The sequence below is a fragment of the Sandaracinobacter sp. T42 genome, from assembly GCF_059115405.1.
Genome location: NZ_CM181101.1, coordinates 1,965,783 through 1,988,834 on the forward strand (window position 1 = coordinate 1,965,783; position 23,052 = coordinate 1,988,834).

General features: G+C 64.2%; 25 protein-coding genes and 1 tRNA gene. 18 read left to right on the forward strand and 8 right to left on the reverse strand.

Going from position 1 to position 23,052, the window contains the following annotated elements; translation table 11 throughout:
• Window positions 1-8 precede the first annotated feature (8 nt).
• The 5 genes from pgl to ung are packed head-to-tail and all read left to right on the forward strand — an operon-like array spanning window position 9 to window position 4,802.
• A complete protein-coding gene (gene pgl / locus ACW9TV_RS09525) occupies window positions 9-704 on the forward strand; it encodes a 6-phosphogluconolactonase (RefSeq protein ID WP_494303244.1) in 696 nt (231 codons plus the stop codon).
• A gap of 18 nt (window positions 705-722) precedes the next feature.
• Entirely contained in the window at window positions 723-2,543 is a 1,821-nt protein-coding gene (gene edd / locus ACW9TV_RS09530; RefSeq protein WP_494305074.1) for a phosphogluconate dehydratase, read from the forward strand.
• The gene (locus ACW9TV_RS09535) at window positions 2,540-3,508 is read left to right on the forward strand and encodes a glucokinase (protein ID WP_494303245.1); all 969 of its coding nucleotides are present in this window, start codon (window positions 2,540-2,542) and stop codon (window positions 3,506-3,508) included. Before edd ends, ACW9TV_RS09535 begins: the two co-directional genes overlap by 4 nt.
• The gene (gene eda / locus ACW9TV_RS09540; protein WP_494303246.1) at window positions 3,505-4,116 is read left to right on the forward strand and encodes a bifunctional 4-hydroxy-2-oxoglutarate aldolase/2-dehydro-3-deoxy-phosphogluconate aldolase; all 612 of its coding nucleotides are present in this window, start codon (window positions 3,505-3,507) and stop codon (window positions 4,114-4,116) included. The genes ACW9TV_RS09535 and eda overlap by 4 nt, the downstream gene beginning before the upstream one ends.
• Window positions 4,113-4,802: a uracil-DNA glycosylase gene (gene ung / locus ACW9TV_RS09545; protein ID WP_494303247.1), complete on the forward strand. Its 690-nt coding sequence runs from the start codon at window positions 4,113-4,115 to the stop codon at window positions 4,800-4,802. The genes eda and ung overlap by 4 nt, the downstream gene beginning before the upstream one ends.
• Before the next feature lie 192 nt (window positions 4,803-4,994).
• Here ung and ACW9TV_RS09550 read toward each other — a convergent pair.
• The 3 genes from ACW9TV_RS09550 to ACW9TV_RS09560 form a co-directional block, all read right to left on the reverse strand.
• Window positions 4,995-5,068, reverse strand: a tRNA-Cys gene (locus ACW9TV_RS09550).
• Window positions 5,069-5,141: 73 nt separating this feature from the next.
• Window positions 5,142-5,453 carry a hypothetical protein gene (locus tag ACW9TV_RS09555; RefSeq protein WP_494303248.1) on the reverse strand — a complete coding sequence of 104 codons (312 nt, stop codon included), beginning with the start codon at window positions 5,451-5,453 and terminating at the stop codon, window positions 5,142-5,144.
• Window positions 5,454-5,464: 11 nt separating this feature from the next.
• A complete protein-coding gene (locus tag ACW9TV_RS09560) occupies window positions 5,465-5,851 on the reverse strand; it encodes a YkvA family protein (RefSeq protein ID WP_494303249.1) in 387 nt (128 codons plus the stop codon).
• 46 nt (window positions 5,852-5,897) lie between these two features.
• Between ACW9TV_RS09560 and dgcA the strand changes: the two genes are divergently transcribed.
• The gene (dgcA, locus tag ACW9TV_RS09565; protein ID WP_494303250.1) at window positions 5,898-6,878 is read left to right on the forward strand and encodes an N-acetyl-D-Glu racemase DgcA; all 981 of its coding nucleotides are present in this window, start codon (window positions 5,898-5,900) and stop codon (window positions 6,876-6,878) included.
• Window positions 6,879-6,939: 61 nt separating this feature from the next.
• Window positions 6,940-8,214: a phosphopyruvate hydratase gene (eno, locus tag ACW9TV_RS09570; RefSeq protein WP_494303251.1), complete on the forward strand. Its 1,275-nt coding sequence runs from the start codon at window positions 6,940-6,942 to the stop codon at window positions 8,212-8,214.
• A 129-nt stretch (window positions 8,215-8,343) separates the two neighbouring features.
• Here eno and ACW9TV_RS09575 read toward each other — a convergent pair whose 3' ends face one another.
• Window positions 8,344-8,643, reverse strand: a complete 300-nt coding sequence (locus tag ACW9TV_RS09575; protein WP_494303252.1) for a hypothetical protein — start codon at window positions 8,641-8,643, stop codon at window positions 8,344-8,346.
• Window positions 8,644-9,201: 558 nt separating this feature from the next.
• Between ACW9TV_RS09575 and ACW9TV_RS09580 the strand changes: the two genes are divergently transcribed.
• The 6 genes from ACW9TV_RS09580 to ACW9TV_RS09605 all read left to right on the forward strand — a co-directional run bounded on the left by ACW9TV_RS09580 (window position 9,202) and on the right by ACW9TV_RS09605 (window position 15,279).
• A complete protein-coding gene (locus ACW9TV_RS09580) occupies window positions 9,202-9,513 on the forward strand; it encodes an FtsB family cell division protein (RefSeq protein WP_494303253.1) in 312 nt (103 codons plus the stop codon).
• A 220-nt stretch (window positions 9,514-9,733) separates the two neighbouring features.
• Window positions 9,734-10,750 carry a pyruvate dehydrogenase (acetyl-transferring) E1 component subunit alpha gene (pdhA, locus tag ACW9TV_RS09585; RefSeq protein WP_494305075.1) on the forward strand — a complete coding sequence of 339 codons (1,017 nt, stop codon included), beginning with the start codon at window positions 9,734-9,736 and terminating at the stop codon, window positions 10,748-10,750.
• On the forward strand, window positions 10,750-12,096 hold the full coding sequence (locus ACW9TV_RS09590; RefSeq protein ID WP_494303254.1) for a pyruvate dehydrogenase complex E1 component subunit beta: 1,347 nt from the start codon (window positions 10,750-10,752) through the stop codon (window positions 12,094-12,096). The genes pdhA and ACW9TV_RS09590 overlap by 1 nt, the downstream gene beginning before the upstream one ends.
• Window positions 12,097-12,108: 12 nt before the next feature.
• Complete coding sequence (locus ACW9TV_RS09595) at window positions 12,109-13,389, forward strand: pyruvate dehydrogenase complex dihydrolipoamide acetyltransferase (RefSeq protein ID WP_494303255.1); 1,281 nt, start codon at window positions 12,109-12,111, stop codon at window positions 13,387-13,389.
• On the forward strand, window positions 13,386-14,759 hold the full coding sequence (lpdA, locus tag ACW9TV_RS09600) for a dihydrolipoyl dehydrogenase (RefSeq protein ID WP_494303256.1): 1,374 nt from the start codon (window positions 13,386-13,388) through the stop codon (window positions 14,757-14,759). The genes ACW9TV_RS09595 and lpdA overlap by 4 nt, the downstream gene beginning before the upstream one ends.
• A gap of 13 nt (window positions 14,760-14,772) precedes the next feature.
• Window positions 14,773-15,279 carry a GNAT family N-acetyltransferase gene (locus ACW9TV_RS09605; RefSeq protein WP_494303257.1) on the forward strand — a complete coding sequence of 169 codons (507 nt, stop codon included), beginning with the start codon at window positions 14,773-14,775 and terminating at the stop codon, window positions 15,277-15,279.
• Here the strand turns inward: ACW9TV_RS09605 and ACW9TV_RS09610 are convergent.
• From ACW9TV_RS09610 to ACW9TV_RS09625, 4 genes are all read right to left on the reverse strand, one after another.
• Entirely contained in the window at window positions 15,255-15,899 is a 645-nt protein-coding gene (locus ACW9TV_RS09610; protein ID WP_494303258.1) for a carbonic anhydrase, read from the reverse strand. The genes ACW9TV_RS09605 and ACW9TV_RS09610 overlap by 25 nt on opposite strands.
• A gap of 176 nt (window positions 15,900-16,075) precedes the next feature.
• The gene (locus ACW9TV_RS09615; RefSeq protein WP_494303259.1) at window positions 16,076-16,630 is read right to left on the reverse strand and encodes a J domain-containing protein; all 555 of its coding nucleotides are present in this window, start codon (window positions 16,628-16,630) and stop codon (window positions 16,076-16,078) included.
• Window positions 16,605-17,096: a hypothetical protein gene (locus ACW9TV_RS09620; RefSeq protein WP_494303260.1), complete on the reverse strand. Its 492-nt coding sequence runs from the start codon at window positions 17,094-17,096 to the stop codon at window positions 16,605-16,607. Before ACW9TV_RS09620 ends, ACW9TV_RS09615 begins: the two co-directional genes overlap by 26 nt.
• A 1-nt stretch (window position 17,097) precedes the next feature.
• Window positions 17,098-18,702 carry a phosphoenolpyruvate carboxykinase gene (locus tag ACW9TV_RS09625; protein WP_494303261.1) on the reverse strand — a complete coding sequence of 535 codons (1,605 nt, stop codon included), beginning with the start codon at window positions 18,700-18,702 and terminating at the stop codon, window positions 17,098-17,100.
• Between the two features lie 270 nt (window positions 18,703-18,972).
• Here ACW9TV_RS09625 and ACW9TV_RS09630 point away from each other — a divergent pair, with 270 nt between their 5' ends.
• The 5 genes from ACW9TV_RS09630 to ACW9TV_RS09650 are packed head-to-tail and all read left to right on the forward strand — an operon-like array spanning window position 18,973 to window position 23,044.
• Entirely contained in the window at window positions 18,973-19,680 is a 708-nt protein-coding gene (locus tag ACW9TV_RS09630) for a response regulator transcription factor (RefSeq protein WP_494305076.1), read from the forward strand.
• A gap of 3 nt (window positions 19,681-19,683) precedes the next feature.
• On the forward strand, window positions 19,684-21,285 hold the full coding sequence (locus ACW9TV_RS09635; protein ID WP_494303262.1) for a sensor histidine kinase: 1,602 nt from the start codon (window positions 19,684-19,686) through the stop codon (window positions 21,283-21,285).
• Complete coding sequence (locus ACW9TV_RS09640) at window positions 21,282-21,698, forward strand: HPr kinase/phosphorylase (RefSeq protein WP_494303263.1); 417 nt, start codon at window positions 21,282-21,284, stop codon at window positions 21,696-21,698. The genes ACW9TV_RS09635 and ACW9TV_RS09640 overlap by 4 nt, the downstream gene beginning before the upstream one ends.
• A gap of 9 nt (window positions 21,699-21,707) precedes the next feature.
• Window positions 21,708-22,643: an RNase adapter RapZ gene (gene rapZ / locus ACW9TV_RS09645; RefSeq protein WP_494303264.1), complete on the forward strand. Its 936-nt coding sequence runs from the start codon at window positions 21,708-21,710 to the stop codon at window positions 22,641-22,643.
• Complete coding sequence (locus ACW9TV_RS09650) at window positions 22,640-23,044, forward strand: PTS sugar transporter subunit IIA (RefSeq protein WP_494303265.1); 405 nt, start codon at window positions 22,640-22,642, stop codon at window positions 23,042-23,044. The genes rapZ and ACW9TV_RS09650 overlap by 4 nt, the downstream gene beginning before the upstream one ends.
• Window positions 23,045-23,052 lie beyond the last annotated feature (8 nt).

Below are 23,052 nucleotides of genomic sequence, written 5' to 3' on the forward strand. Positions count from 1 at the left end.
AGATTCGAATGATCGACGCGGAATGGTGGGAGTATGACTCGGCGGAGGAACTGGCCGAGGCGGTTGCGGGCGATGCGCAGTTCGTGATCGAAAGTGCGCTGGATGCGCGCGGCGACGCCGTGGTGGCGTTCGCCGGCGGGCGTACGCCGACAGCGGCGCAGGCCTTGCTGGCGAAGGCAAGGCTGAAGTGGAAGAATGTGACCATCGTGCCCACGGACGACCGGCTGGTGCCCGTGCAGGACGAACGTTCGAATGTGCGCGCGCTGGCGGAACGCTTCCTGCCGCTGGGGGCGCGGGTGATTCCACTGACGGGCGGCGACCTGCCCGTGGAGGCGGCCGGCAAGGCTGCCGACGCGCGGCTTCAGGCGGTTCACTGGCCGCTGGATTTCGTGTGGCTGGGCATGGGTGAGGATGGGCACACCGCTTCCATCTTCGCCGGGCCCGATCTGGAAGCGGCCCTTTCCGCCCCGCACCGGGCGATCGGCGTGACGCCGGACCCGATGCCGGCGGAGGCCCCCGTGGCGCGGGTGACGCTGACCAAATCCGCGATCCTGGGCGCGCGTGCGGTGATGATCCAGATCACCGGCGACAAGAAGCGCAAGGTGCTGGAAAAGGCCCTGAAGGATGGCGCGGGATCCCCGTACCCGATCGGGCGGCTGCTGGCCGATGCCACGCAGGCCATCGATATCCACTGGTGCCCCTGACAGGAGGCGATGACCGCGATGACCATGAACCCGACAGTCGAGGCCGTGACGGCCCGGATCATCGAACGTTCACGGAACAGTCGCGGTCGTTACTTGGAACTGATCGCGCGGGAGGCTGAAAAAGGCCTGAACCGCCATATGCTGGGTTGTTCGAACCTGGCCCATGCCTTTGCGGCTTCGGGTGAGGACAAGCCGGCCATCAAGGCCGGCGCGGCGTTCAACATCGGCATCGTGACAGCCTACAACGACATGCTGTCGGCGCATCAGCCCTATGGCCGCTATCCAGAGCAGATGAAGATCTTTGCCCGCGAAGCCGGCGCCACGGCGCAGGTGGCGGGTGGCGTTCCGGCCATGTGCGACGGGGTGACCCAGGGCCAGAGCAGCATGGAACTGAGCCTGTTCAGCCGCGACATCATCGCGCTTTCCACTGCCATTTCGCTGAGCCATGCCATGTATGACGGCGTGGCGATGCTGGGCATCTGCGACAAGATCGTGCCGGGCCTGTTGATCGGCGCGCTTCGGTTCGGGCATCTTCCGACGGTTCTGATTCCGGCCGGCCCGATGCCATCCGGCCTGCCCAACAAGGAAAAGCAGCGCATCCGGCAGCTGTATGCCGAAGGGAAGGTGGGGCAGGCGGACCTGCTGGATGCGGAATCGGCCAGCTATCACAGCCCGGGAACCTGCACCTTTTACGGCACGGCGAACTCCAACCAGATGATGATGGAGATGATGGGGCTGCATGTGCCGAATGCGGCCTTCGTTCAGCCGGGCACGAAGCTGCGGCAGGAACTGACCCGGGCGGCGGTCCATCGACTGACGCAGATCGGGCGCGGCGGAACCGACTGGCGGCCCATCGGCCATGTGGTGGACGAAAAGGCGATCGTGAATGCCGTGGTGGGCCTGCTGGCGACGGGTGGCTCCACCAACCATGCGCTGCACCTGCCGGCCATCGCGCGCGCGGCGGGCATCCTGCTGGACTGGGAGGATATGGACCGGCTGAGCGCGGTGGTTCCGCTGATCGCCAATGTCTATCCGGCGGGTCAGGCGGACGTGAACCAGTTCCACGCGGCAGGCGGGATGGCTTTCACCATCCGCGAACTGTTGGGCGCGGGGCTGGTGCATGGCGACATCCTGACGGTGGCGGGCGGAGGGCTTTCGGATTACGCAACCGAGCCGGCGCTTGAGGGGGATGCGCTGGTGTGGAGGCCCGCGCCGGAGACGAGCCGCGACGAGAGCATCCTGCGGCCGGTTTCCGCGCCGTTCCGCCCGGACGGGGGCATGCGGCTGGTGCAGGGCAACCTGGGGCGCGGCACCTTCAAGACGAGCGCCGTCGATCCTTCGCGTTGGACGATCGAGGCGCCCGCGCGGGTGTTCGAGGATCAGGCACAGGTGAACGCCGCCTTCAGGGCAGGCGAACTGGACCGTGACGTGGTGGTGGTGGTGCGCTTCCAGGGGCCGCGCGCCAACGGAATGCCGGAACTGCACAAGCTGACCCCGCCGCTTGGCGTGCTGCAGGACAGGGGCTTCAAGGTGGCGCTTGTGACGGACGGGCGGATGTCTGGCGCGAGTGGCAAGGTGCCGGCTGCGATCCACATGAGCCCGGAGGCGCTGGGCGGCGGGCCGCTTTCCCGCGTGCGCGACGGCGACATCATCCGGCTGTGCGCCGAAAGCGGCGCCATCGACGTGCGGATGGACGAGACGGAATTCCGGGCCCGCGAACCGGCGGTTCCCCCGCCTGAGGCGGATGGCACCGGGCGGGAGCTGTTCGCGCTGTTCCGCCAGGCTGCCGGCACGGCGGAATCCGGTGCGTCGCCCATTCTTTCGGGTGCCGGGCTGTGACCGAACTGGTGACGGCGGATATCGGCGGCACCCATTGCCGCTTCGCCATCGCCAGCCGTGCGGCCGATGGCGCAATCCGGCTGACCGATATCGTGAAGCTGAAGGTGGCCGATCATGCCAGCCTGCAGGGCGCGTTCGAAACCTATCGGCAGGGATTGGGCCGGCCGATGCCCGCCCATGCGGCGATTGCGCTGGCGGCGCCAGCCGATCTTGAGCTGATCACGCTGGCCAACAACCCCTGGGTGATCCGGCCGGCGCTGGCGGCGGAGCGGCTGGGTCTTGAATCCGTGCGATTCATCAATGATTTCGCCGCCGTTGCTCATGCTGTTTCTGCCTGCGGCGACGACGCCCTGGAATGGATCGCCGGCCCAGGCGGCGGCCTGCCGACGCAAGGGGTTGTCAGCGTGATCGGGCCGGGCACCGGGCTGGGCGTGGCAATCCTGCTGACGGGCGCCCCGCCGCGCGTGGTTGCGACCGAAGGGGGCCATGTCGATTTCGCACCGCTGGACAGCCTGGAGGACAAGATCCTTCAGCAGTTGCGGACGCGCTTTCGCCGGGTTTCGGTGGAGAGGATCGTTTCCGGTTCCGGTTTCGCGAACATCCATGCGGCGATGGCCGCGATCGAGGGGCGGGCGGTGCCGCATCGCGACGACAAGGCGCTGTGGGCGGCGGCGCTGGAAGAAAAGGACAGGCTGGCCGAAGCCGCGTTCGACCGCTGGTGCCTGGCGCTGGGCAGCGTGGTGGGCGACCTGGCGCTGGCGCAAGGGGCGGAAGCCGTGGTGCTGGCGGGGGGCATGCTGCCCCGGGTGAAGCACCTGCTGGGGCAGAGCGGCTTTCATTCGCGTTTCATGGCGAAAGGCCGCTTTGAAACGCGCATGGCGGCGATTCCCATCCTTCACATCACGCACCCCGAGCCCGGCCTGCTGGGGGCTGCGGCAGCCTGGTTTGCAAGGGAGGCGGCATGAACAGGATCGAATCCATCCTGCGGATGGGGCCGGTGATACCGGTGCTGGTGATCGATTCGCCCGAGGAAGGCGTGCTGATCGCGGAAGCGCTGGTGGCAGGCGGCCTGCGCGTTCTGGAAGTGACCTTGCGCACGGCAGGCGCCCTTGAGGTGATCCGCGCGATGAAACGGGTTCCGGGGGCGGTTGTGGGCGCGGGCACGGTGCTGAACATCAGGGATCTGGATGCGGCAATCGCAGCCGGAGCGGAGTTCATCGTTTCACCGGGCCTGACCGAGAGACTGGCGCACGCCGCCATTGACCGGGAGATTCCCTTCCTGCCCGGCGTGGCCGATGCGGGGGACATCATGCGCGGGCTGGACCTGGGGCTGGACCGGTTCAAATTCTTCCCGGCCGAAGCCGCGGGTGGGCTGAAGGCGCTGAAGGCGCTGGCAGCGCCGTTCCGCAATGTGCGCTTCTGCCCAACAGGCGGGATCACCCAGGCGACCGCGCCAGACTGGCTGGCGGAAGAAACCGTTCTGTGCGTGGGGGGCAGCTGGCTGGTGGGCAAGGGTGTTCCGGACAGGTCGACGATTCGCGCCGCAGCAGAAGCGGCTGCCGCACTGGCATGAAGGGAGAAATCCGGCTGGAAGAGAGCTGGCGCCGGGCCCTGGCCGGGGAGTTTGCAGAGCCCTACATGCACGATCTGCGCGCATTTCTGCTTTCGGAACGGGAAAAGGGAAGGCGCATCTATCCGCGCGCGTCGAACTGGTTCCGCGCCCTTGACCTGACGCCGCTGGACAAGGTGCGCGTGGTGATCCTGGGCCAGGATCCCTACCATGGCCCGGGCCAGGCGCACGGGCTTTGCTTTTCGGTGCAGCCGGGCGTGAAGATCCCGCCTTCGCTGTTGAACATCTACAAGGAACTGGCCGGCGATCTGCAGATTCCGCCGGCCCGCCATGGCTATCTGGAAAGCTGGGCCGGGCAGGGGGTGCTGTTGCTGAACAGCGTGCTGACGGTGGAGGAAGGACGGGCGGCCTCCCATGCGGGGCGTGGGTGGGAACGGTTCACGGACGCCATCATCCGCCTAGTAGCCGCACGGCCCGAGCCAACCGTTTTCATGCTGTGGGGCGCCCATGCCCAGCGAAAGGCCGGATTTGTCGAAGGCGGGCGGCATCTCGTGCTGAAATCCGTTCACCCCTCTCCGCTGTCGGCGCATGGCGGATTTTTCGGCTGCCGTCACTTCTCACGCGCGAACAGTTTTCTGGAAGCGGCAGGCCGCGGGGCGGTTGACTGGCGACTGCCTGAACTCGGCTGAACAACCCCTTGGCCAAAAATTCGGGAGGCTTGTAAAAATTCCGATAAAATAAAATAATAAATGAAAAACAATATGTTATTTCAATTTACTTGTTGAAGTAAAAAATCAACACAACGTCCTGGTGGACGTGAATCGGCCTTCAGGTGATGCCTGTTTCGCAGCGGTCAATGAAGGTGGGGGTGTGCGCGAGAATGGAGGCCCGAGCCGGAATCGAACCGGCGTGCAAGGATTTGCAGTCCTCTGCGTAACCACTCCGCCATCGGGCCCCGAAGCGCGGAGGCGCCGTCTAGCAGGGGCTTTGCCGGAAGGAAACCCTTTTGGACCCCCTTGCGGGATCGATCACGGGTTTGCCTTCAGATGGGCGCCGATTTCGTCGAAAAAGCGTTCCAGCTGATGCAGCACATTCAGCTTGAAGGCGTAGTTCACATCGGCCGAATTGCTTTCGATGATCGTCGATTCGTCCACCTTTTCCGCATAGGCGTTGGCCAGATTCTGGATGTAGGCGGGGGTCAGTTCGATATGACCACCTTCGGCCAGCAGCCGCAGCTGAACGACCATCATCTGGCGGACGAGCATTTCCAGCGTGGTGATGCGCGCGACGACGACGACCGGATCCAGTTCGATCTGCTCCTGCGGCGGTTCGTCGGACATCGGCCTTCCTCCTACCAGTATCTGAGCGCCCAGAGCTGGAGCGCCAGAAAGACGGCGATCGTGACCCACAGGCCCAGGATCAGGATGGCCCCGAGCCGGCTGACCGGGCGTTCGACGGCACGATCCGCCTGTTCGCGGAATTCCGCCAGAAGATCCGCCGGAACCAGCCGGATCGCGACCGCAAGCCCCAGGGGAACGATCACCAGTTCATCCAGCATGCCGAAAATGGGCACGAAATCAGGAATCAGATCAATCGGGGAAAGCGCATAGGCCGCGACAAGGCCGGCAATCGCCTTTGCAACGAATGGCGTGCGCGAATCCCGGGCTGCGATCCACAGCATGTGCGCATCACGCCGCAGCCGGTGGGAGGCTTCCCTGGCCTTGTTCATCAATCCCATGCCGGCCAGCCTAGCCGTGCCACGCCTGCGGCGCTAGGCGGCTGATATGCGAAACCTGACTGCACGCATTGAACGCTGGGAAACCGCCCGCCCATTCGTGATCGCCCGCGGCGAAAAACATCATGTGGACGTCGTGGCTGTGGAAATCGGAGACGCCGGCCTGACGGGTCGCGGGGAGGGGACGCCCATCTACTACAAGGGTGACAGTCCGGAACTGGCGCTGGCCGCGATCGAATCGCTGGTCCCGGCGATTGCCGGCGGCGCAACGCGGGCTGATCTGCTGGATCTGATGCCGCCCGGCGCCGCGCGCAACGCGATCGATTCGGCTCTGTGGGATCTTGAGGCGAAGATGTCGGGCCGGCGAGTATGGACGATGGCGGGCCTTTCCCCGCCAAAGCCGATGCTCACGGCGTTCACCATCAGCCTGGGCGATCCGGATGCGATGGCGGCACAGGCCGCCCAAGCCGCGGGGCGCGAGCTGTTGAAGTTGAAGCTGGGCGGGGAGGGGGACCTGGAGAGAGTTGCGGCCGTGCGGAGGGCCGCCCCCCATGCGCGCCTGATTGCCGATGCCAATGAAAGCTGGCAAAATATTGATATTGAAAAATTATGTTTTGAACTTCACGCCCTCAGGGTGGAACTTGTCGAACAACCCCTTCCGGCTGGGAAGGATGCCGATCTTGTTCATGTGAAGTCTCCGCTTCCCTTGTGTGCGGACGAAAGCCTGCAAAGCCGAGCTGAACTGGGCGATCTGATCGGTCGATACCGCTTCCTGAATGTGAAGCTGGACAAGTGCGGGGGCCTCACGGAGGCGCTGGCCCTGATCCATGCCGCCCGTCAGCGGGGGCTGGGGGTGATGACCGGGTGCATGCTGTGCACGTCGTTGGGAATCGCGCCGACGTTCGTGGCCGCGATGCAGGCGGGTTATGCGGATCTGGACGGGCCACTGCTGCTGGCGAAGGATCGCCCGCATGGCATGATGTTTAACGCCAGTGACGTGTGGCCGCCGGAGGTTGAACTTTGGGGCTGAGCCCCTGTAAGCGACGCCCGACCGAATGAGCATGACAAGCTGAGCAGAGCAGGGAGCCCCCATGACAGCGATCGCCGACCTCATCGCCCGCGAGATCCTCGACAGCCGCGGCAATCCCACGGTGGAAGTGGACTGCATCCTTGAAGATGGCAGTTTTGGCCGCGCGGCCGTGCCGTCGGGCGCGTCGACCGGCGCCCATGAGGCGGTTGAGAAGCGTGACGGCGACAAGTCGCGCTATCTGGGCAAGGGCGTGCGCGAAGCGGTGGCGGCCGTGCAGGGCGAGATTTCCGATGCGCTGATCGGTCTGGATGCCGAGGAGCAGGAACATATCGATTCGGTGATGCAGCAGCTGGATGGCACGCCGAACAAGGCACGCCTGGGCGCGAACGCGATCCTTGGCGTGAGCCTGGCGGTTGCGAAGGCGGCAGCGGATGCGCGCGGGTTACCGCTGTACCGCTATGTCGGCGGCACCGCCGCGCGGGTGCTGCCGGTGCCGATGATGAACATCATCAACGGCGGGGCCCATGCGGACAACCCGATCGACTTCCAGGAATTCATGATCATGCCGACAGGGGCCGCCAGCTTTTCCGAAGGGCTGCGCTGGGGGGCGGAAATCTTCCATACGCTGAAGAAGATCCTGCATGATCGCGGGCTTTCGACGGCAGTTGGCGACGAGGGCGGCTTCGCGCCGAATCTTTCCAGTGCAACCGAGGCGCTGGAAGTGATCCTGCAATCGATCGAGAAGGCCGGCTACAAGCCGGGAACGGATGTGAAGCTTGCGCTGGATTGCGCATCCACAGAATTCTTCAAGAACGGTAGTTATCTTATGGAAGGAGAAGGGAAAACCCTTTCTTCAGACGAAATGTCAGCATTCCTTTCCGACCTTGTGGCCCGTTATCCGATCGTGTCGATCGAGGACGGCATGGCGGAAGATGACTGGGCGGGCTGGAAGGCGCTGACCGAGCGGGTGGGCGCGAAGGTACAGCTGGTGGGCGACGATCTGTTCGTGACCAACGCCGTGCGTCTGCGGGAAGGTATTGCCAGAGGGGTCGCGAATTCGATCCTGGTGAAGGTGAACCAGATCGGATCCCTTTCGGAGACGCTGGAGGCTGTGAATACGGCGCATCGCGCGCGCTATACGGCGGTCATGAGCCATCGCTCTGGCGAGACGGAGGATTCGACGATTGCGGATCTGGCCGTCGCCACCAACTGCGGGCAGATCAAGACGGGTTCGCTGAGCCGATCGGACCGGCTGGCGAAATACAACCAGCTTCTTCGCATCGAAGGCGAACTGGGCGATTGCGCGATTTACGCGGGCAGCACTCTAACCCTCTGATTTCAGGGCACAGGGGGCGGCGAAGCGCCCTCTTTCACGACAGTCAGTTGATGGAATGAGAAAGGGGCCCGGCTTCGTTAGAAGCCGGGCCCTCAGGGTTGCTTGTTTCTCTAGGGTTGGAAGTTGCGATCAGGCTGCGACCTTACGCCTGCTCGCTGCAACACCGGCCAGGCAGATGCCTGTGATCAGCATTGCAAGATTGCCGGTATCCGGCAGTGGCGGCATTTGTTTGCCGCTCGGTTGTTTGAAAGCGACTCGATCTGGTTGAACAAAAGCGACTTTTTCTGGTGTCGTCTTGACGGTGACGATCGTTGTTGCGGCCGTTGCATTCGCTCCCGGGACTTCTGCCTGGGTTTGCGCAAATGCCGGATTTCCTCCGGCCGAGAGGAAAACGAGCGCGGCGCCTGCCTTTATATGATGGCTTATCATGGCGTTACTCCGACTTTTTATCTGGGCGACCCTTGTTATCGTTTTCACCCGTTAACGCTGCGATATCCGGTTACGACGGAACGTTAAAGATATGAAATTCGCTGTTTACATTCGTTCACGTTGGATGCGATTGCGGTGCGGCATATTTGCAACAGTCGTGTCAGCATCCGGATATCTTCATATTGTGTGTTAAGATGTGGCTCGCACAACGTGTGAACAAAAATGGCCACAACATATTGGGTTCTGATAAAAATTCCGTGATTGCCCTAGCTTCACACATGGTTTCAGTTGCGCGGCGATTTTCTGAGCGTGTCGGGGCCGGATTGCGTCCGCGTTGGTGTCAATTTGTGATTCGGATCCTGGCTTCCCGTGCGTTGTTTGCTGGCCCGGTGCGCCAGTGTGTGCGATTCGCTGGCAGGTGGGAGCTGCGCAATCCATGCATCTTCAAGCTTGTCGTGTTTCCGCTGCGGCGCGGCATGTATGGGCATCCCCCGGCCTTGACTGACTCACGCGCGCGTGATTCTGTGAATCATGCATCCTGCCTCTCTCGTCGATCTCATGAAGCGTGCCGCGCTCCCGGCGCTATGCCTCCTTGTGATGCTCTATTTCGGGATTCACGCGCTGTTTGGGTCGTCCGGGCTGTTCGCGCTGGATGACATCCGCCGGTCGAAGCAGGCGCTTTCCGCCGAGCAGGCCACCTTGGCTGCGCGGAAGGAGATGCTGGGCCGCAAGATCCAATTGCTGGATCCCAAGGGCGCCGACCCCGATTTCGCGGACGAGCTGGTGCGTCGGCACCTGGGCGTGATTCGGCCTGACGAAGTGATCGTGCCGCTCGATCAGGGGCGTTCGGATCGCGCCGGGACGCGCTGAAGGCCGAGCCTCGGCGCTGAAATTCCTGTTCGGATCATGGGTATCTGCCCGGTGCGATGGTTGAAACTTGGGACGCCCCCGGTAAGAACGGCCGCATGAGGGCTTGAGGCCCAAGAGGCGGTCCGCGAGGGGCCGCGCGAATGAATTGAGGGGATGGCCAGTGGCAAAGGCAAAGGGTGCAGCGGCCGGCGGGGCTCGCACGCCGGCTGCGAAAGGGCGGTTGGAGCAACTGCCCAACGTGAGCAGGCATGCGCCGACCGCGGAGGAATATCGCGACTTCTATCGCATGATGCTGCTGATCCGCCGGTTCGAGGAAAAGGCCGGCCAGCTGTATGGCATGGGCCTGATCGGCGGTTTCTGCCACCTGTATATCGGGCAGGAGGCGGTGGTGACCGGCCTGCAGGCCGCGATCACCCCCGGGCATGACAGCGTGGTGACCGGCTATCGGGATCATGGCCACATGCTGGCCTGCCATATCGACCCGAAGGCGATCATGGCCGAACTGACAGGCCGCGCCGCCGGAATCAGCCGGGGGAAGGGCGGTTCCATGCACATGTTCTCTGTCGAGCAGGGATTCTTCGGCGGGCATGGCATCGTCGGTGCGCAGGTGCCGATCGGGGCAGGGCTGGCCTTTGCCCACAAATATCGTTCTGACGTGCTGGGCGGGGAGGGCGGTGTTGCACTGGCCTATTTCGGCGATGGCGCGGCCAATCAGGGCCAGGTCTATGAAGCCTTCAACATGGCCGAACTTTGGAAGCTGCCGGTGATCTTCGTGATCGAGAACAACCAATATGCCATGGGCACATCGGTTAACCGGGCTTCTGCCGAGGATCAGCTGTATCGCCGGGGCGAGAGCTTCCGGATCGAGGGGATCCAGGTGGATGGCATGGATGTGCTGGCCGTGCGTGGTGCCGCGACCGTGGCGCTGGACTGGGTGCGAAGCGGGCGCGGGCCGATCCTGATGGAAATGAAGACCTACCGCTATCGCGGCCATTCCATGTCGGACCCCGCCAAGTACCGCAGCCGGGAAGAGGTGCAGAGCGTACGGGAGAATCGCGATCCGCTGGATCATGCGAAGCGTGAGATGCTGGAACGTGGGGATGCCGACGAAGCCTGGTTCAAGTCGGTGGAACAGGAGATCAAGAAGATCGTCGCGGAATCGGCCGACTTCGCGGAACAGGCGCCGGAGCCTGAACTTTCCGAGCTTTATACGGACGTTCTGGTGGGGACTTACTGATGGAACTGAAGCTGCCTGCGATGTCCCCCACGATGGAGGAAGGGACGCTTGCGGCCTGGCATGTGAAGCCGGGCGACGTGGTGAAGCCTGGACAGGTGATCGCCGAGATCGAGACCGACAAGGCCACCATGGAACTGGAAGCCGATGAAGGCGGCACGGTGGTGTCGCTGGACGTGCCGGCCGGAACCGACGGCGTGAAGGTGGGCACGATCATCGCGGTGATTGCGCTGGAGGGGGAGGATGCCGCCCCGAAGGCGCCTGCGCCTGCGCCTGTTGCAGCGCCTGCTGCCCCTGTTCCGGTTCCCGAGGCCCCAAAGCCCGCGTCGGCTGCACCTGCGCCCGTGCCGGCGGCGCTGGCGGCTTTCGACGGGCCGACCCGCAAACAGACCGTGCGCGAGGCGCTGCGCGACGCAATGGCCGAGGAAATGCGCGCGGACCAGACGGTGTTCGTGATGGGCGAGGAAGTCGCCCAGTATCAGGGCGCCTACAAGGTGACGCAGGGGTTGCTGGACGAGTTCGGCGAGAAGCGCGTGGTGGATACGCCGATCACCGAATATGGCTTTGCTGGCCTTGGCGTGGGCGCGGCGATGGGCGGGCTGAAGCCGATCGTGGAGTTCATGACTTTTAACTTCGCGATGCAGGCTATTGATCATATTATCAATTCTGCCGCGAAGACCAATTACATGTCGGGCGGGCAGATGCGTTGCCCCATCGTGTTCCGCGGCCCGAACGGCGCGGCTTCCCGCGTGGCGGCGCAGCACAGCCAGAATTTCGGGCCCTGGTATGCCAGCGTTCCCGGGCTTGTGGTTCTGTCGCCCTATGATGCGGCGGATGCAAAGGGGCTGCTGAAATCGGCCATTCGTTCGCCGGACCCGGTCGTGTTCCTGGAGAATGAGCTTCTTTACGGGCAGAGCTTCGAGGTGCCGGAAGGCGAACATCTGGTGCCCATCGGCAAGGCGCGGCTGTATCGTGAGGGCAGCCATGTGACACTGGTATCCTATTCCATCGGCGTGGGAATCGCGCTGGAGGCAGCGGACATGCTGGCCGCGGACGGGATCGAGGCCGAGGTTCTGGATCTGAGGTCGCTGCGGCCGCTGGACGAGGCGGCGGTGCTGGCCAGCCTGAAGAAGACGAACCGGATGGTGGTTGTGGAGGAAGGCTGGCCGGTGTGCAGTATTTCCTCTGAGATCATCGCCATCGCGATGGAAAAGGGCTTCGATGATCTGGATGCGCCAGTTCTGCGGGTGACGAACCGGGATGTGCCGCTGCCCTATGCGAACAATCTGGAAAAGGCGGCACTTGTGAAGGCGGCGGATGTGGTCTCCGCTGTGAAATCCATCCTGTAAGGGGCTTAAAACATGGCAATCGATATCACCATGCCGGCCCTTTCGCCCACGATGGAATCGGGCACGCTGGCGAAATGGCATGTGAAGCCGGGCGACAGAGTTAAGCCCGGCGACGTGATCGCGGAAATCGAGACGGACAAGGCGACCATGGAAGTGGAAGCCGTGGACGAAGGCACCGTGACGGAGATCCTGGTGCCCGAAGGCGCTGAGGAGGTGAAGGTTAACGCGGTGATCGCGCGGCTTGCGGGGGAGGGTGAAACCGCCGCCCCCCCGGCTGCACCGAAACCCGCACCCGCGCCAGTGGCCGCGCCGAAGGTGGCCGAGCCTCTGGCCGCGCAACCGGTTGCCGCCCATATTGCCGCACCGATCGCCGCCAGTGGGGCGCGACATATCGCAAGTCCGCTCGCGCGGCGGATCGCCCATTTGCTTGCCGTGGATCTTGCCGGGGTGAAGGGCAGTGGGCCGCATGGCCGGATCGTGAAGGCGGATGTGGAAGCGGCGGCTGCAAAGGCGCCGGTTCTTGCCGCCACGGCTGCTGCGGCACCGGCGCCGGCCCCTGCATCCCCGCCGCTGGCCGTCACGGCCGCGCTGCCGCCGACGGACGTGCCGTTCGAGACAGTTAAGCTGAGCAACATGCGCAAGACGATCGCGCGGCGGCTGACCGAATCGAAGACGCAGGTGCCCCACTTCTATCTGACGGTGGATGTGCAGCTGGATGCCTTGCTGAAGATGCGAGCGGATCTGAACAAGTCTTTGGAATCGCGTGGTATCAAGCTGTCCGTTAACGATCTTCTGGTGAAGGCGCAGGGGCTGGCGCTGATGGAAGTGCCGGATGCGAACGTCAGCTTCGCGGGTGACAGCCTGCGGAAGTTCAGCCGGGCGGACATTTCCGTGGCGGTCGCCATTCCGGGCGGACTGATCACGCCGGTGATTCGCGATGCCGGAAACAAGCGCCTGAGCGTGATCGCCGCCGAGATGAAGGATCTGGCGGCCCGCGCGCGCGAAGGTAAGTTGCAGCCCACCGAATATACCGGCGGCACGGCCAGCATTTCCAACCTGGGCATGTATGGAATCAAGCAGTTCGATGCGGTTATCAATCCGCCCGAGGGCCTGATCCTGGCGGTGGGGGCGGGCGAAAAGCGGCCCTATGTGGTGAACGATGCACTGGCCATCGCAACGGTGATGAGCGCGACCGGCAGCTTCGATCATCGGGCCATCGATGGCGCGGTGGCGGCCGAGTTCATGGCGGCGTTCAAGCGCCTGGTCGAAAGCCCGATGGGGATGCTGGCATGAGCGTGGAGCAGTTTGATCTGGTGATCATCGGATCCGGCCCCGGCGGCTATGTCGCGGCGATCCGGGCCACGCAGCTGGGCCTGAAGACCGCCATCGTGGAGCGGGAGCGGCTGGGCGGCATCTGCCTGAACTGGGGCTGCATCCCGACGAAGGCGCTGCTGCGTTCAGCAGAAATCAAGCATTATCTGGACCATGCGAGTGATTATGGACTGATCGCCGGAACGACGGGCTTCGATCTGGCGAAGGTGACGGAGCGCAGCCGCAAGGTTGCGAACCAGCTGAACGCGGGCGTGAAGGGCCTGATGAAGAAGAACAGGGTGACGGTGGTGGAAGGCACCGCCACTCTGGCCACCGCCACCAGCGTGAAGGTGGGCGAACGGACGTTGCAGGCGAAGAATGTGATTGTCGCCACAGGTGCGCGGGCGCGGGAGCTGCCGCATCTGAAGGCCGATGGCAACCGGGTTTGGACCTATCGCCACGCCATGGTGCCGCCCGCGATGCCGACGGACCTGCTGGTGATCGGTTCGGGGGCCATCGGTGTGGAATTCGCCAGCTTCTACAAGGATATGGGATCGAACGTGACCATCGTGGAGATGGTGGACCGGATTCTGCCCGTGGAAGATGCCGACATTTCCGCCTTCGTGCACAAGGCGTTGACGAAGCAGGGCATGACGATCCGCACCAAGGCTTCCGTCGACAAACTGGAGGTGAAGCCAGACGGCGTGGTGGCGACCATCAGCGGCACGGCACAGACGTTCAGCCATGTGATCGTGGCCATCGGCATTTCGCCCAACACGGAAAATCTGGGGCTGGAAGCACTGGGCGTGGCGCTGGATCGCGGCCACATCGTCACCGACGAATGGGGACAGACGAACGTGCCCGGTCTGTGGGCGATCGGCGATGTGGCGGGCGCGCCCTGGCTGGCGCACAAGGCGAGCCACGAGGGCGTCGTGGCGGTGGAGAAGATCGCGGGCATCGCGCATGCGCACCCGATGGACAAGTCCAACATCCCCGGCTGCACATATGCGCGGCCGCAGGTGGCGAGCGTGGGGCTGACGGAGGCGAAGGCGAAGGAAGCCGGATATGAGGTGAAGGTGGGCAAATTCCCCTTTATCGGCAACGGCAAGGCCATCGCGCTGGGCGAAGCGGAAGGCCTGGTGAAGACCGTGTTCGACGCGAAGACGGGCGCCCTGCTGGGCGCGCACATGGTGGGCGCGGAAGTGACCGAGCTGATCCAGGGCTATGTGATCGCGCGCCAGTGCGAGGCGACGGAAGCCGAACTGATGCAGACGATCTTCCCGCATCCCACGCTGAGCGAAACCATGCACGAGAGCGTGCTGGACGCCTATGGGCGCGTCCTCCACATCTGAGGCGATCCGCGCCGTGACGCGGGCGGACGCAGCCGCCGTCGCCGCGATCTACGGGCCGGAGGTGGCGCATGGCACTGCGAGCTTCGAGACGGAGCCGCCGGACGCGGACGAGATGGCGCGCCGCATCGGACGCTGCATCGAAAGGGGCTGGCCCTGGCTGGTGCTGGAAGGCGGGGACGGGCAGATTCTGGGCTATGCCTATCTGAACCAGTTCCGCGACCGCGCAGCCTATGCCCACACGGCGGAAACCAGTGTCTATGTCCGTTCCGGTATGCGGGGGATGGGTGTTGGCCGCCGGTTGATGGAGGCCCTGATTGCCGCCGGGCGGGCCGCCGGCTTCCGGCAGTTCGTGGCGGTGATCGGCGACAGCGGCAACCGTGCCTCCATCGCGCTGCATGCGGCCGTTGGGTTCCGCCATGTCGGCACGCTGACGGAGGTGGGCGAGAAGTTCGGGCGGCTGCTGGACGTGGTTTACATGCAGCGTGGCGAGGACGACTACAGGTCGATCGGGACAGCCTGATACTGGCCTGACTTGGAATCGAGCACCCGCAGCGATCCTTCGGCGATATCGAAGATGACGCCGTGCAATTGCAGCGTACCGGCCTTCAACGCCTCTGCCACAAAGGGGTAACCGGCGAGATTTTCGATACTGAGGCGGACGCTGGCCTGTTCCAGCGCGCGCTGGGCATCGATATCGGGCGAGAGGGCGGCGGCTGCCTTCACCGAATCCCGCGCCGGGGCGATGAATTCCATCCAGGCATGGACATGCTTGCCCGCCACCGGATTGTCGAAATCGCCGGCCAGCGCGGCCTGGATGCCGCCGCAGCGGGCATGGCCGAACACCACGATGTGCCGCACCTTCAGCCCGGTGACGGCATATTCCACGGCCGCAGCGACCGAGGACTGACCCGAGATGGCAGAAACGGGCGGCACCAGATTGGCGATATTCCTGAGAACGAACAGCTCGCCTGGGCCGGAATCGAAGACGCGCGTGGGATCCACCCGGCTGTCGGAGCAGGCAATCACCATCACGGCAGGGGCCTGGCCCTGAGCAAGATGATCATAACGTTCGCGCTGTTCGCGATAGGCACCCAGCCGGAATCGGCGGTAGCCATCAATAAGGGCTTTGAAATCAGACATCAGGAGCGCATCTGCACGGCCCGGCTACATAATGGAATACCCAGAATCAGGCGGAATGGAATGCGATGGCCGGTCGCCATGCCGAGGCCGGGCATCCTGCTCTGCCAGATGCGTGGATCACCTGGCCCGCCACTGCTAGCCTCCTCAAGCCGATCGTGGGCAGGCAGGAGGGGCGTTCAAGCGGCCGATTGTCCTCTGGCCTTGTTATCGGCCCGGCGTTCGGCTGCTGCTTTCAGCACTTCGTACGCGGCCTGGGCGGCCTGGAAGCGTTTTGCGGCTTCGCTGTCCCCGCCGGTCACGTCCGGGTGGTTTTCCTTGGCCCAGCGGCGATGCGCGGCCTTGATCGCGGCCTCGTCCGCGTCGGGCGGCAGATCGAACAGGCGCAGCGCGTCCAGCTCTGCGCGGGATCTGGAGCCGTCGCCTTCGCCCCAATCCCAGTGGCGCGAGCGCTGGTAGCTGCGCTGGCCCTGCTGTTCCCGCGCTTCCTGTTCGGCGGCTTCCTCGTCCGTCAGGGCTTCGAAATAGTTCCAGCCCTTGTTGTATTCGGCGGCATGGGCTTCACAGAAATACCAGCGGTCCGGCCGGTTCGGGGCCTTGGGGGCAGGGCAGTTGCCGGGATTGGTGCAGCCGGCCCTGTCGCACAGGCGCTGCGCTTCGGGCGCCTTGCCGGCACCTTCATAGGCCCGCCACCGGGGAAAGCCCCAGTCAGAGTTTCGACGCTGGCGCGGCATCGGCAGTGGCCCATTCGAATCGCATCAGGTCCGGTTCCACCAGATGGCGGCGGGCTTCAACCGAAAACAGCCTCTCAGGGCTGTAATGACGCAGCGGGGCATCGCGCCGGCCATCCGGCGACGCGATGAACCGGTTCACCCGATCGAGTAGCCTGCCATCCGGGTTGGCGGCCAGATGGGCCCGCGCATTGGCGATCCAGTATTGCGTGATGGTTTCATGATAGCCCTGCGTATCGTCGTTCACGCCGCCTACACTTTCATTGAAGCGTGAAATAATCCCCGGAAGCTCTTCTTCCAGATGGATTTCCGGATATTCCAGAATCAACGTAACAACGGCCGCAACATGCGCCTCGTGCGTCCAGGCAGCACGCGGAAGGGTGCAGGTAATCAGGCCGGCGGCAATCCGCCGGATCCGTTCCTCCGCCTCGAAAAGCCGGGGCGGAAATGAATCCGCCCCGTCTTTCACGTCAGGCGGCCTTTGGGGCGGCTTCGCGCACGCCCTGTTCGACATGATCTTCGAACTGAGCGAAATTCTCGACGAACATCTTCACGAGCGCGCGGGCCTTCTCATCGTAATCCGCCGGGTTCGGCCAGGTGCTGCGCGGATCGAGAATCCTGGAATCCACACCCGGTACGCTGACGGGCACATCGAAGCCGAAGAAGGGATCCTTGCGGAATTCAACCGTCTTCAGGCTGCCATCCAGCGCGGCGTTCAGCAGCGCGCGGGTGACCTTGATGGGCATCCGGCTGCCGGTGCCGCCAGTACCGGCGCCGCCACCCGTCCAGCCGGTGTTGACCAGCCAGCAATCGACGCCGCCCTTTGCAATCCGCTCCTTCAGCAGATTGCCATAGACCGACGGGTGACGCGGCATGAAAGGCGCACCAAAGCAGGTGGAGAAGGTGGCATCCGGTTCGGTCACGCCGATTTCCGTGCCGGCGACCCGCGCAGTGTAGCCGGACAGGAAGTGATACATCGCCTGATCCGGCGTCAGCCGGGCGATCGGGGGAAGGATCCCGAAGGCATCGGCCGTCAGCATGATGATGTTGCGCGGAACCGGGCCGAGATTGTCCTTCGAGGCGTTCGGAATGAAATCGATCGGGTAGGAGCCGCGGCTGTTTTCGGCCAGGCTGTTGTCGTCCAGATCGATTTCCCGCGTGTTGGGATCGATCACCACATTCTCAAGCACTGTGCCGAAGCGCTTGGTCGTGGCGTAGATCTCCGGCTCGGCCGCTTCGGAAAGCCGGATCATCTTCGCATAGCAGCCGCCTTCGAAGTTGAAGACGGCCGTATCCGACCAGCCATGCTCGTCATCCCCGATCAGGGTGCGGCTTGCATCGGCCGAAAGGGTTGTCTTGCCGGTGCCGGACAGGCCGAAGAACACGGCCGTGTCGCCGTTCGCGCCGATGTTGGCGGAACAGTGCATCGGCATGACGCCCTTCGTGGGCAGCAGATAGTTCAGGATGCCGAACACGGACTTCTTCATTTCGCCGGCATATTTGGTGCCGCCGATCAGGATCAGCTTTTCCGTGAAGTTGACGGCAACGACAGTTTCCGACCGGCAGCCATGACGGGCGGGATCGGCGCGGAAGCTGGGCAGATCGATGATCGTGTATTCCGCCGCGAAGCTTTCGAGTTCGGCGGCCGTCGGCCGAACGAGCAGGGTGCGGATGAACAGCGAGTGCCAGGCGAGTTCGGTAACGACGCGGACGTTGACGCGATATTCCGGCTGGGAGCCGCCGAAGAGGTCCTGCACGAACAGCGTGTCCTTTTCGCCCACGGCCTTCAGGAAATCGGCCTTGAGCGCAGCGAAGTGGGCCGGATCCATCGGCTTGTTGGACTTGCCCCACCAGACGCTGTTTTCGGTTTCCGAATCCTTGACCGTGAACTTGTCGTTCGCGGAACGGCCGGTGTGCTGGCCGGTTTCGACCACGAACGCCCCATCCTTCGACAGGAGGCCCTCGGCGCGGTTGACGGCGAGTTCAATCAGCGGCGCGGTTCCGAGGTTCCTGTGGACGGTTGCACCGGCCTTGATGCCAAGCGTTTCCAGTCCATTACCGGTCGATGTGCCCACCAGATTAGTCCCTTCATCCCGATACCGGTCTTGGCCGGTGTTTTCCTGGGCCGGCTGATATGTGCCGGCTTGGCGCCGCTTCCTCTTCAGCACCGAATTTCGCGCAGGGCAGCCATGCGACGCCCGCATACGTATGCAACTCCCTACACGAAGCGCGCATTGGATGTGAAGCTATTGAAGCATCAAGCTCTGGCGGAAGCAGCGTTAGCAGCTATACACCATCCGCATGACGAAGCGTGCAGCAGACCGGACAGGCGCATGGTCGCCGAGGTGAGCCCGACGATCGCGCTGGTCGACGACGACCGGAACATCCTGACATCGGTGAGTCTTGCCCTTCAGGCGGAGGGATTCGCCACCCGTATCTATGTCGATGGCGCGGCCGGCCTGAAAGGCGTGCTGGAAAACCCGCCCGACCTTGCCGTGGTGGACATCAAGATGCCGCGGATGGACGGCATGGAAATGCTTCGGCGTCTGCGCGAGAAATCCGATGTGCCGGTGATCTTCCTGACATCCAAGGACACCGAGATCGATGAGGCGCTGGGCCTGGCGATGGGGGCGGACGACTATATCGGCAAGCCCTTCAGCCAGAGGTTGCTGATCGAACGGATCCGCGCCGTGCTGCGCCGGACCGCGAACCGGCGCGCGTCTGCCGAAGCCGACGAACCGCCATCCGATCCGATCGTGCGGGGCAAGCTGGAGATGGATCCGGCAAGGCACCGGGTCCGCTGGGGCGGGCGGGACGTTCCGCTGACCGTGACGGAGTTCCTGATCCTGGATGCGCTGGCGCAGCGGCCCGGGTTCGTGAAATCCCGCGACCAGCTGATGGACGTTGCCTATGCCCATGACAGCTATGTCGATGATCGAACAATTGACAGTCATATCAAAAGGCTGCGGAAGAAGTTTCGGACAGTGGATCCGGAATTCAAGGCGATCGAGACCCTTTACGGCGTTGGTTACCGTTTCGACGAGGAAGACTGACAGGTGAGCGAGCAGGCGAGCTTTCGCGACGCCCAGCTGGCCGCTCGGCGGGCAGGCACCGCCCCGCGCTTCGCGGGATGGTCTTCGCTCGTCACGCGGATCCTTGTGGTGAACCTGGTGGCGCTGCTCGCGCTTGCCGGTGCGCTTCTCTATATCGAAAGCTTCCGGACCCGCCTTCTGGAAACGCGCGAACAGGAACTGCTTCGGCAGGGCGAGATCATGGCTCAGTTCCTGGAAGCGCAGGGCGTGGAAAAGGGCGGCGGTGCGATACTGGACATCTCCAGCCCGCGCGGCACCCGCGTTCGTCTGTTCAACCGTGACGGGCAGCTGATCGCCGACAACTGGCGCAATCCGGCCGTCACCCGGTTCCAGCTGGTCGATCCCACGACGGAGGGCTTCCGCCGGGAAAGCGCCATCCTGATCGACCGGATGATCGACTTCCTGACGGGGCAGGCGGAACTGCCGTCGATGCATCAGCCCTCGAACGACACAAGGGCGGCCTGGCAAGAGGCTGAGTCCGCCGCTCGAACCGGAAGCCCGGTGACGCAGGCGCGGCAGACGGATGACAGGCTGGTGGTGCTGCAGGCGGCGGTGCCGGTGCGCCCCCCCGGGGCCAGTGCCCCATGGCCGGTGGTGCTGCTGACCGTGGATACGCCGGATGTGATCGATCTCGTCCGCCGGGAGCGGATGACGTCCTTCCTTGTTTTCCTCGTCGTGCTGGCGTTCAGCCTTGCTTTGAGCCTGTATCTGGGCCGCACCATCGTGGTGCCGCTGCGGCAACTGGCGCTGGCCGCGCACAGGGTGCGGCTGGGGCGGCAGCGCGATGTGGTCGTGCCGCGCCTGCCGCATCGGCGCGACGAGGTGGGCGGGCTGGCGCGCGCACTGGCCGACATGACGGCAGCGCTGCGGCAGCGGATGGATGCGACCGAGGCGTTCGCGGCCGATGTCGCGCATGAGCTGAAGAATCCGCTCGCCAGCCTGCGAAGTGCCGTGGAAACACTGGGCAATGTGCGCGACGAGACGGCCCGCGCACGGCTGTTCGCCGTGATCGAGGAGGATGTGCGGCGGATCGACCGGCTGATCACCGACATTTCCGCGGCATCGCGGCTGGATGCCGAACTTTCGCGGACGCGGCTTCAGCCGCTCGATGTGGCCCAGCTGGCTGAGGCAATCGTTTCCACCCAGACGGCCGGGGGCCCGACGCGACGGGGCGTGCGGTTCCGCCTGGATCTGCCGGGGCCGGGAAAGGCCATGGTCATGGCCAGCGCCGATCGCCTGGCCCAAGTGCTGAACAACCTTGTCGACAATGCCATCAGCTTCTCTCCGAAAGGGGGGGAGATCATAATCTCCGCCTGGCGACAGGGGCCGGTCGTGAACATCGCCGTGACGGACGAAGGGCCCGGCGTCCCGCCCGAGGCGCGGCAGTCCATCTTCGAGCGCTTTTATTCGGAACGAACCGATGGAGAGGAATATGGCAAGCACAGCGGGCTTGGCCTTTCCATTGCAAAGGCTATCGTGGAGGCGATGGAGGGCCAGATCCGGGTGGAGGACAGGGCCGACGGAAAGCCCGGCGCGCTGTTCCGCGTGAGCCTGCCAGCCCTGTGAGCGGAACCATCCATGCAACGGCGGTCGCGATCCATGGGCAGGGTGTGCTGCTGCTGGGGCCGCCCGGGATCGGAAAATCGGATCTTGCGCTGCGCCTGATCGACCGCGGCGCCGTGCTGATCGCGGACGACAGGGTCGTCATCGGCCCTGGGGATCCTGCCATTCTGTCGGCGCCGGCCACCATTGCCGGGCGGATCGAGGTGCGCGGGGTGGGAATCGTGACGATGCCGCATGTCGATGCCGTGCCGGCCCGGCTGGTGGTGGATCTTTCGGCAGCGCCGGATCGGCTTCCGCTGGCGGCGGCGTGGCCTGTGGGCCAGGCCATGGTGCCCGCGATCGCGCTGAGGCCGTTCGAGGCCTCTGCGCCGATCAAGATCGAACTGGCGGTGGCGCATGGGCTGCCGAGCGACTAGATGGGACAGATGCCGAATGATCTGCAGGTGAAGGATGAGCCACCGGCGCCGGTTCTGTTGGTGACCGGCCTTTCGGGGGCAGGCAAATCCACGGCGCTGAAGGTGCTGGAGGATCTAGGCTATGAGGCGGTCGACAACCTGCCGCTTTCGCTGCTGGGGCCATTGCTGGCAGTGCCGGATGGCCACCGGCTTGCCATCGGGATCGACGCGCGGACGCGGGCGTTCAGCCCGCAGCTGGTGCTTCAGGCAATCGCCCAGCATTCGACGCCTGGTCGGCCCATCCGCATGCTCTACCTGGACTGCGCGGGGCACGAACTGGTGCGCCGCTTTTCCGAAACACGGCGTCGGCACCCGATGGCGCAGGATCGGCCGGCCGGGGATGGAATCTCGATGGAACGGGAACTCCTCTCCGATCTGCGGCGTGTGGCCGATGTGGTGATCGACACGACGGACATTTCGACGAATGACCTGCGACGTGCCGTTTCCACGCGGTTCGGGGCGCCCGGGCACAAATCGCTGACGCTGACGCTGATGAGCTTCGGCTATTCGCGCGGTGTTCCGCGCGATGCAGATCTGGTGTTCGACATGCGCTTCCTGAAGAATCCGCACTGGGTGCCGGAACTTCGTCCACTGACCGGGCTGGACAAGGCTGTCAGCGATCATGTGAAATCGGATCCGGCCTTTGCCTCAGCCTTCGAGACAATCGTGGGGCTTCTAACCCTGCTGCTGCCCGGCTATGCGAAGGAGGGTCGGGCCTATCTGACGGTGGCGTTCGGCTGCACCGGCGGGCGGCACAGATCCGTTGCGGTTGCAGAAGCGGCTGCTGCGGCACTGGCTGACGCCGGATGGCCGAATGCGGTTGTCCACCGCGACAGGGCCATAGGCGCGGACGAGGATTTGCCCGAGGCGGAACTGGCCGACGGCGAAGGGAAAGGTCTGGAATGATCGGGTTGGTTCTGGTGACGCATGGCCGGCTGGCTGCCGAATTCGTGGCCGCCATGGAACATGTCGTCGGTCCGCAGGCACAGTGCCTGTCGGTCTGCATCGAGGCCAATGACGACATGGAAGAGCGGCGGGCCGACATCGCAAGGGCCGCGGCCGAGGTGGACAAGGGCGACGGCGTGATCCTGCTGACAGACATGTTCGGCGGCACGCCATCCAACCTGGCCATTTCCCTGCTGGGGCGGCCCAATCTGGAGGTGATCGCCGGCGTGAACCTGCCCATGCTGATCAAGCTTGCCAGCGTGCGCAAGGCCAGGACCGTGGGTGAGGCGGTGGATCTGGCGCAAGAGGCCGGGCGAAAATATATCAGCGTTGCCAGTCGGTTGCTTGGCGAAGCTGCCTGAAGGATTTA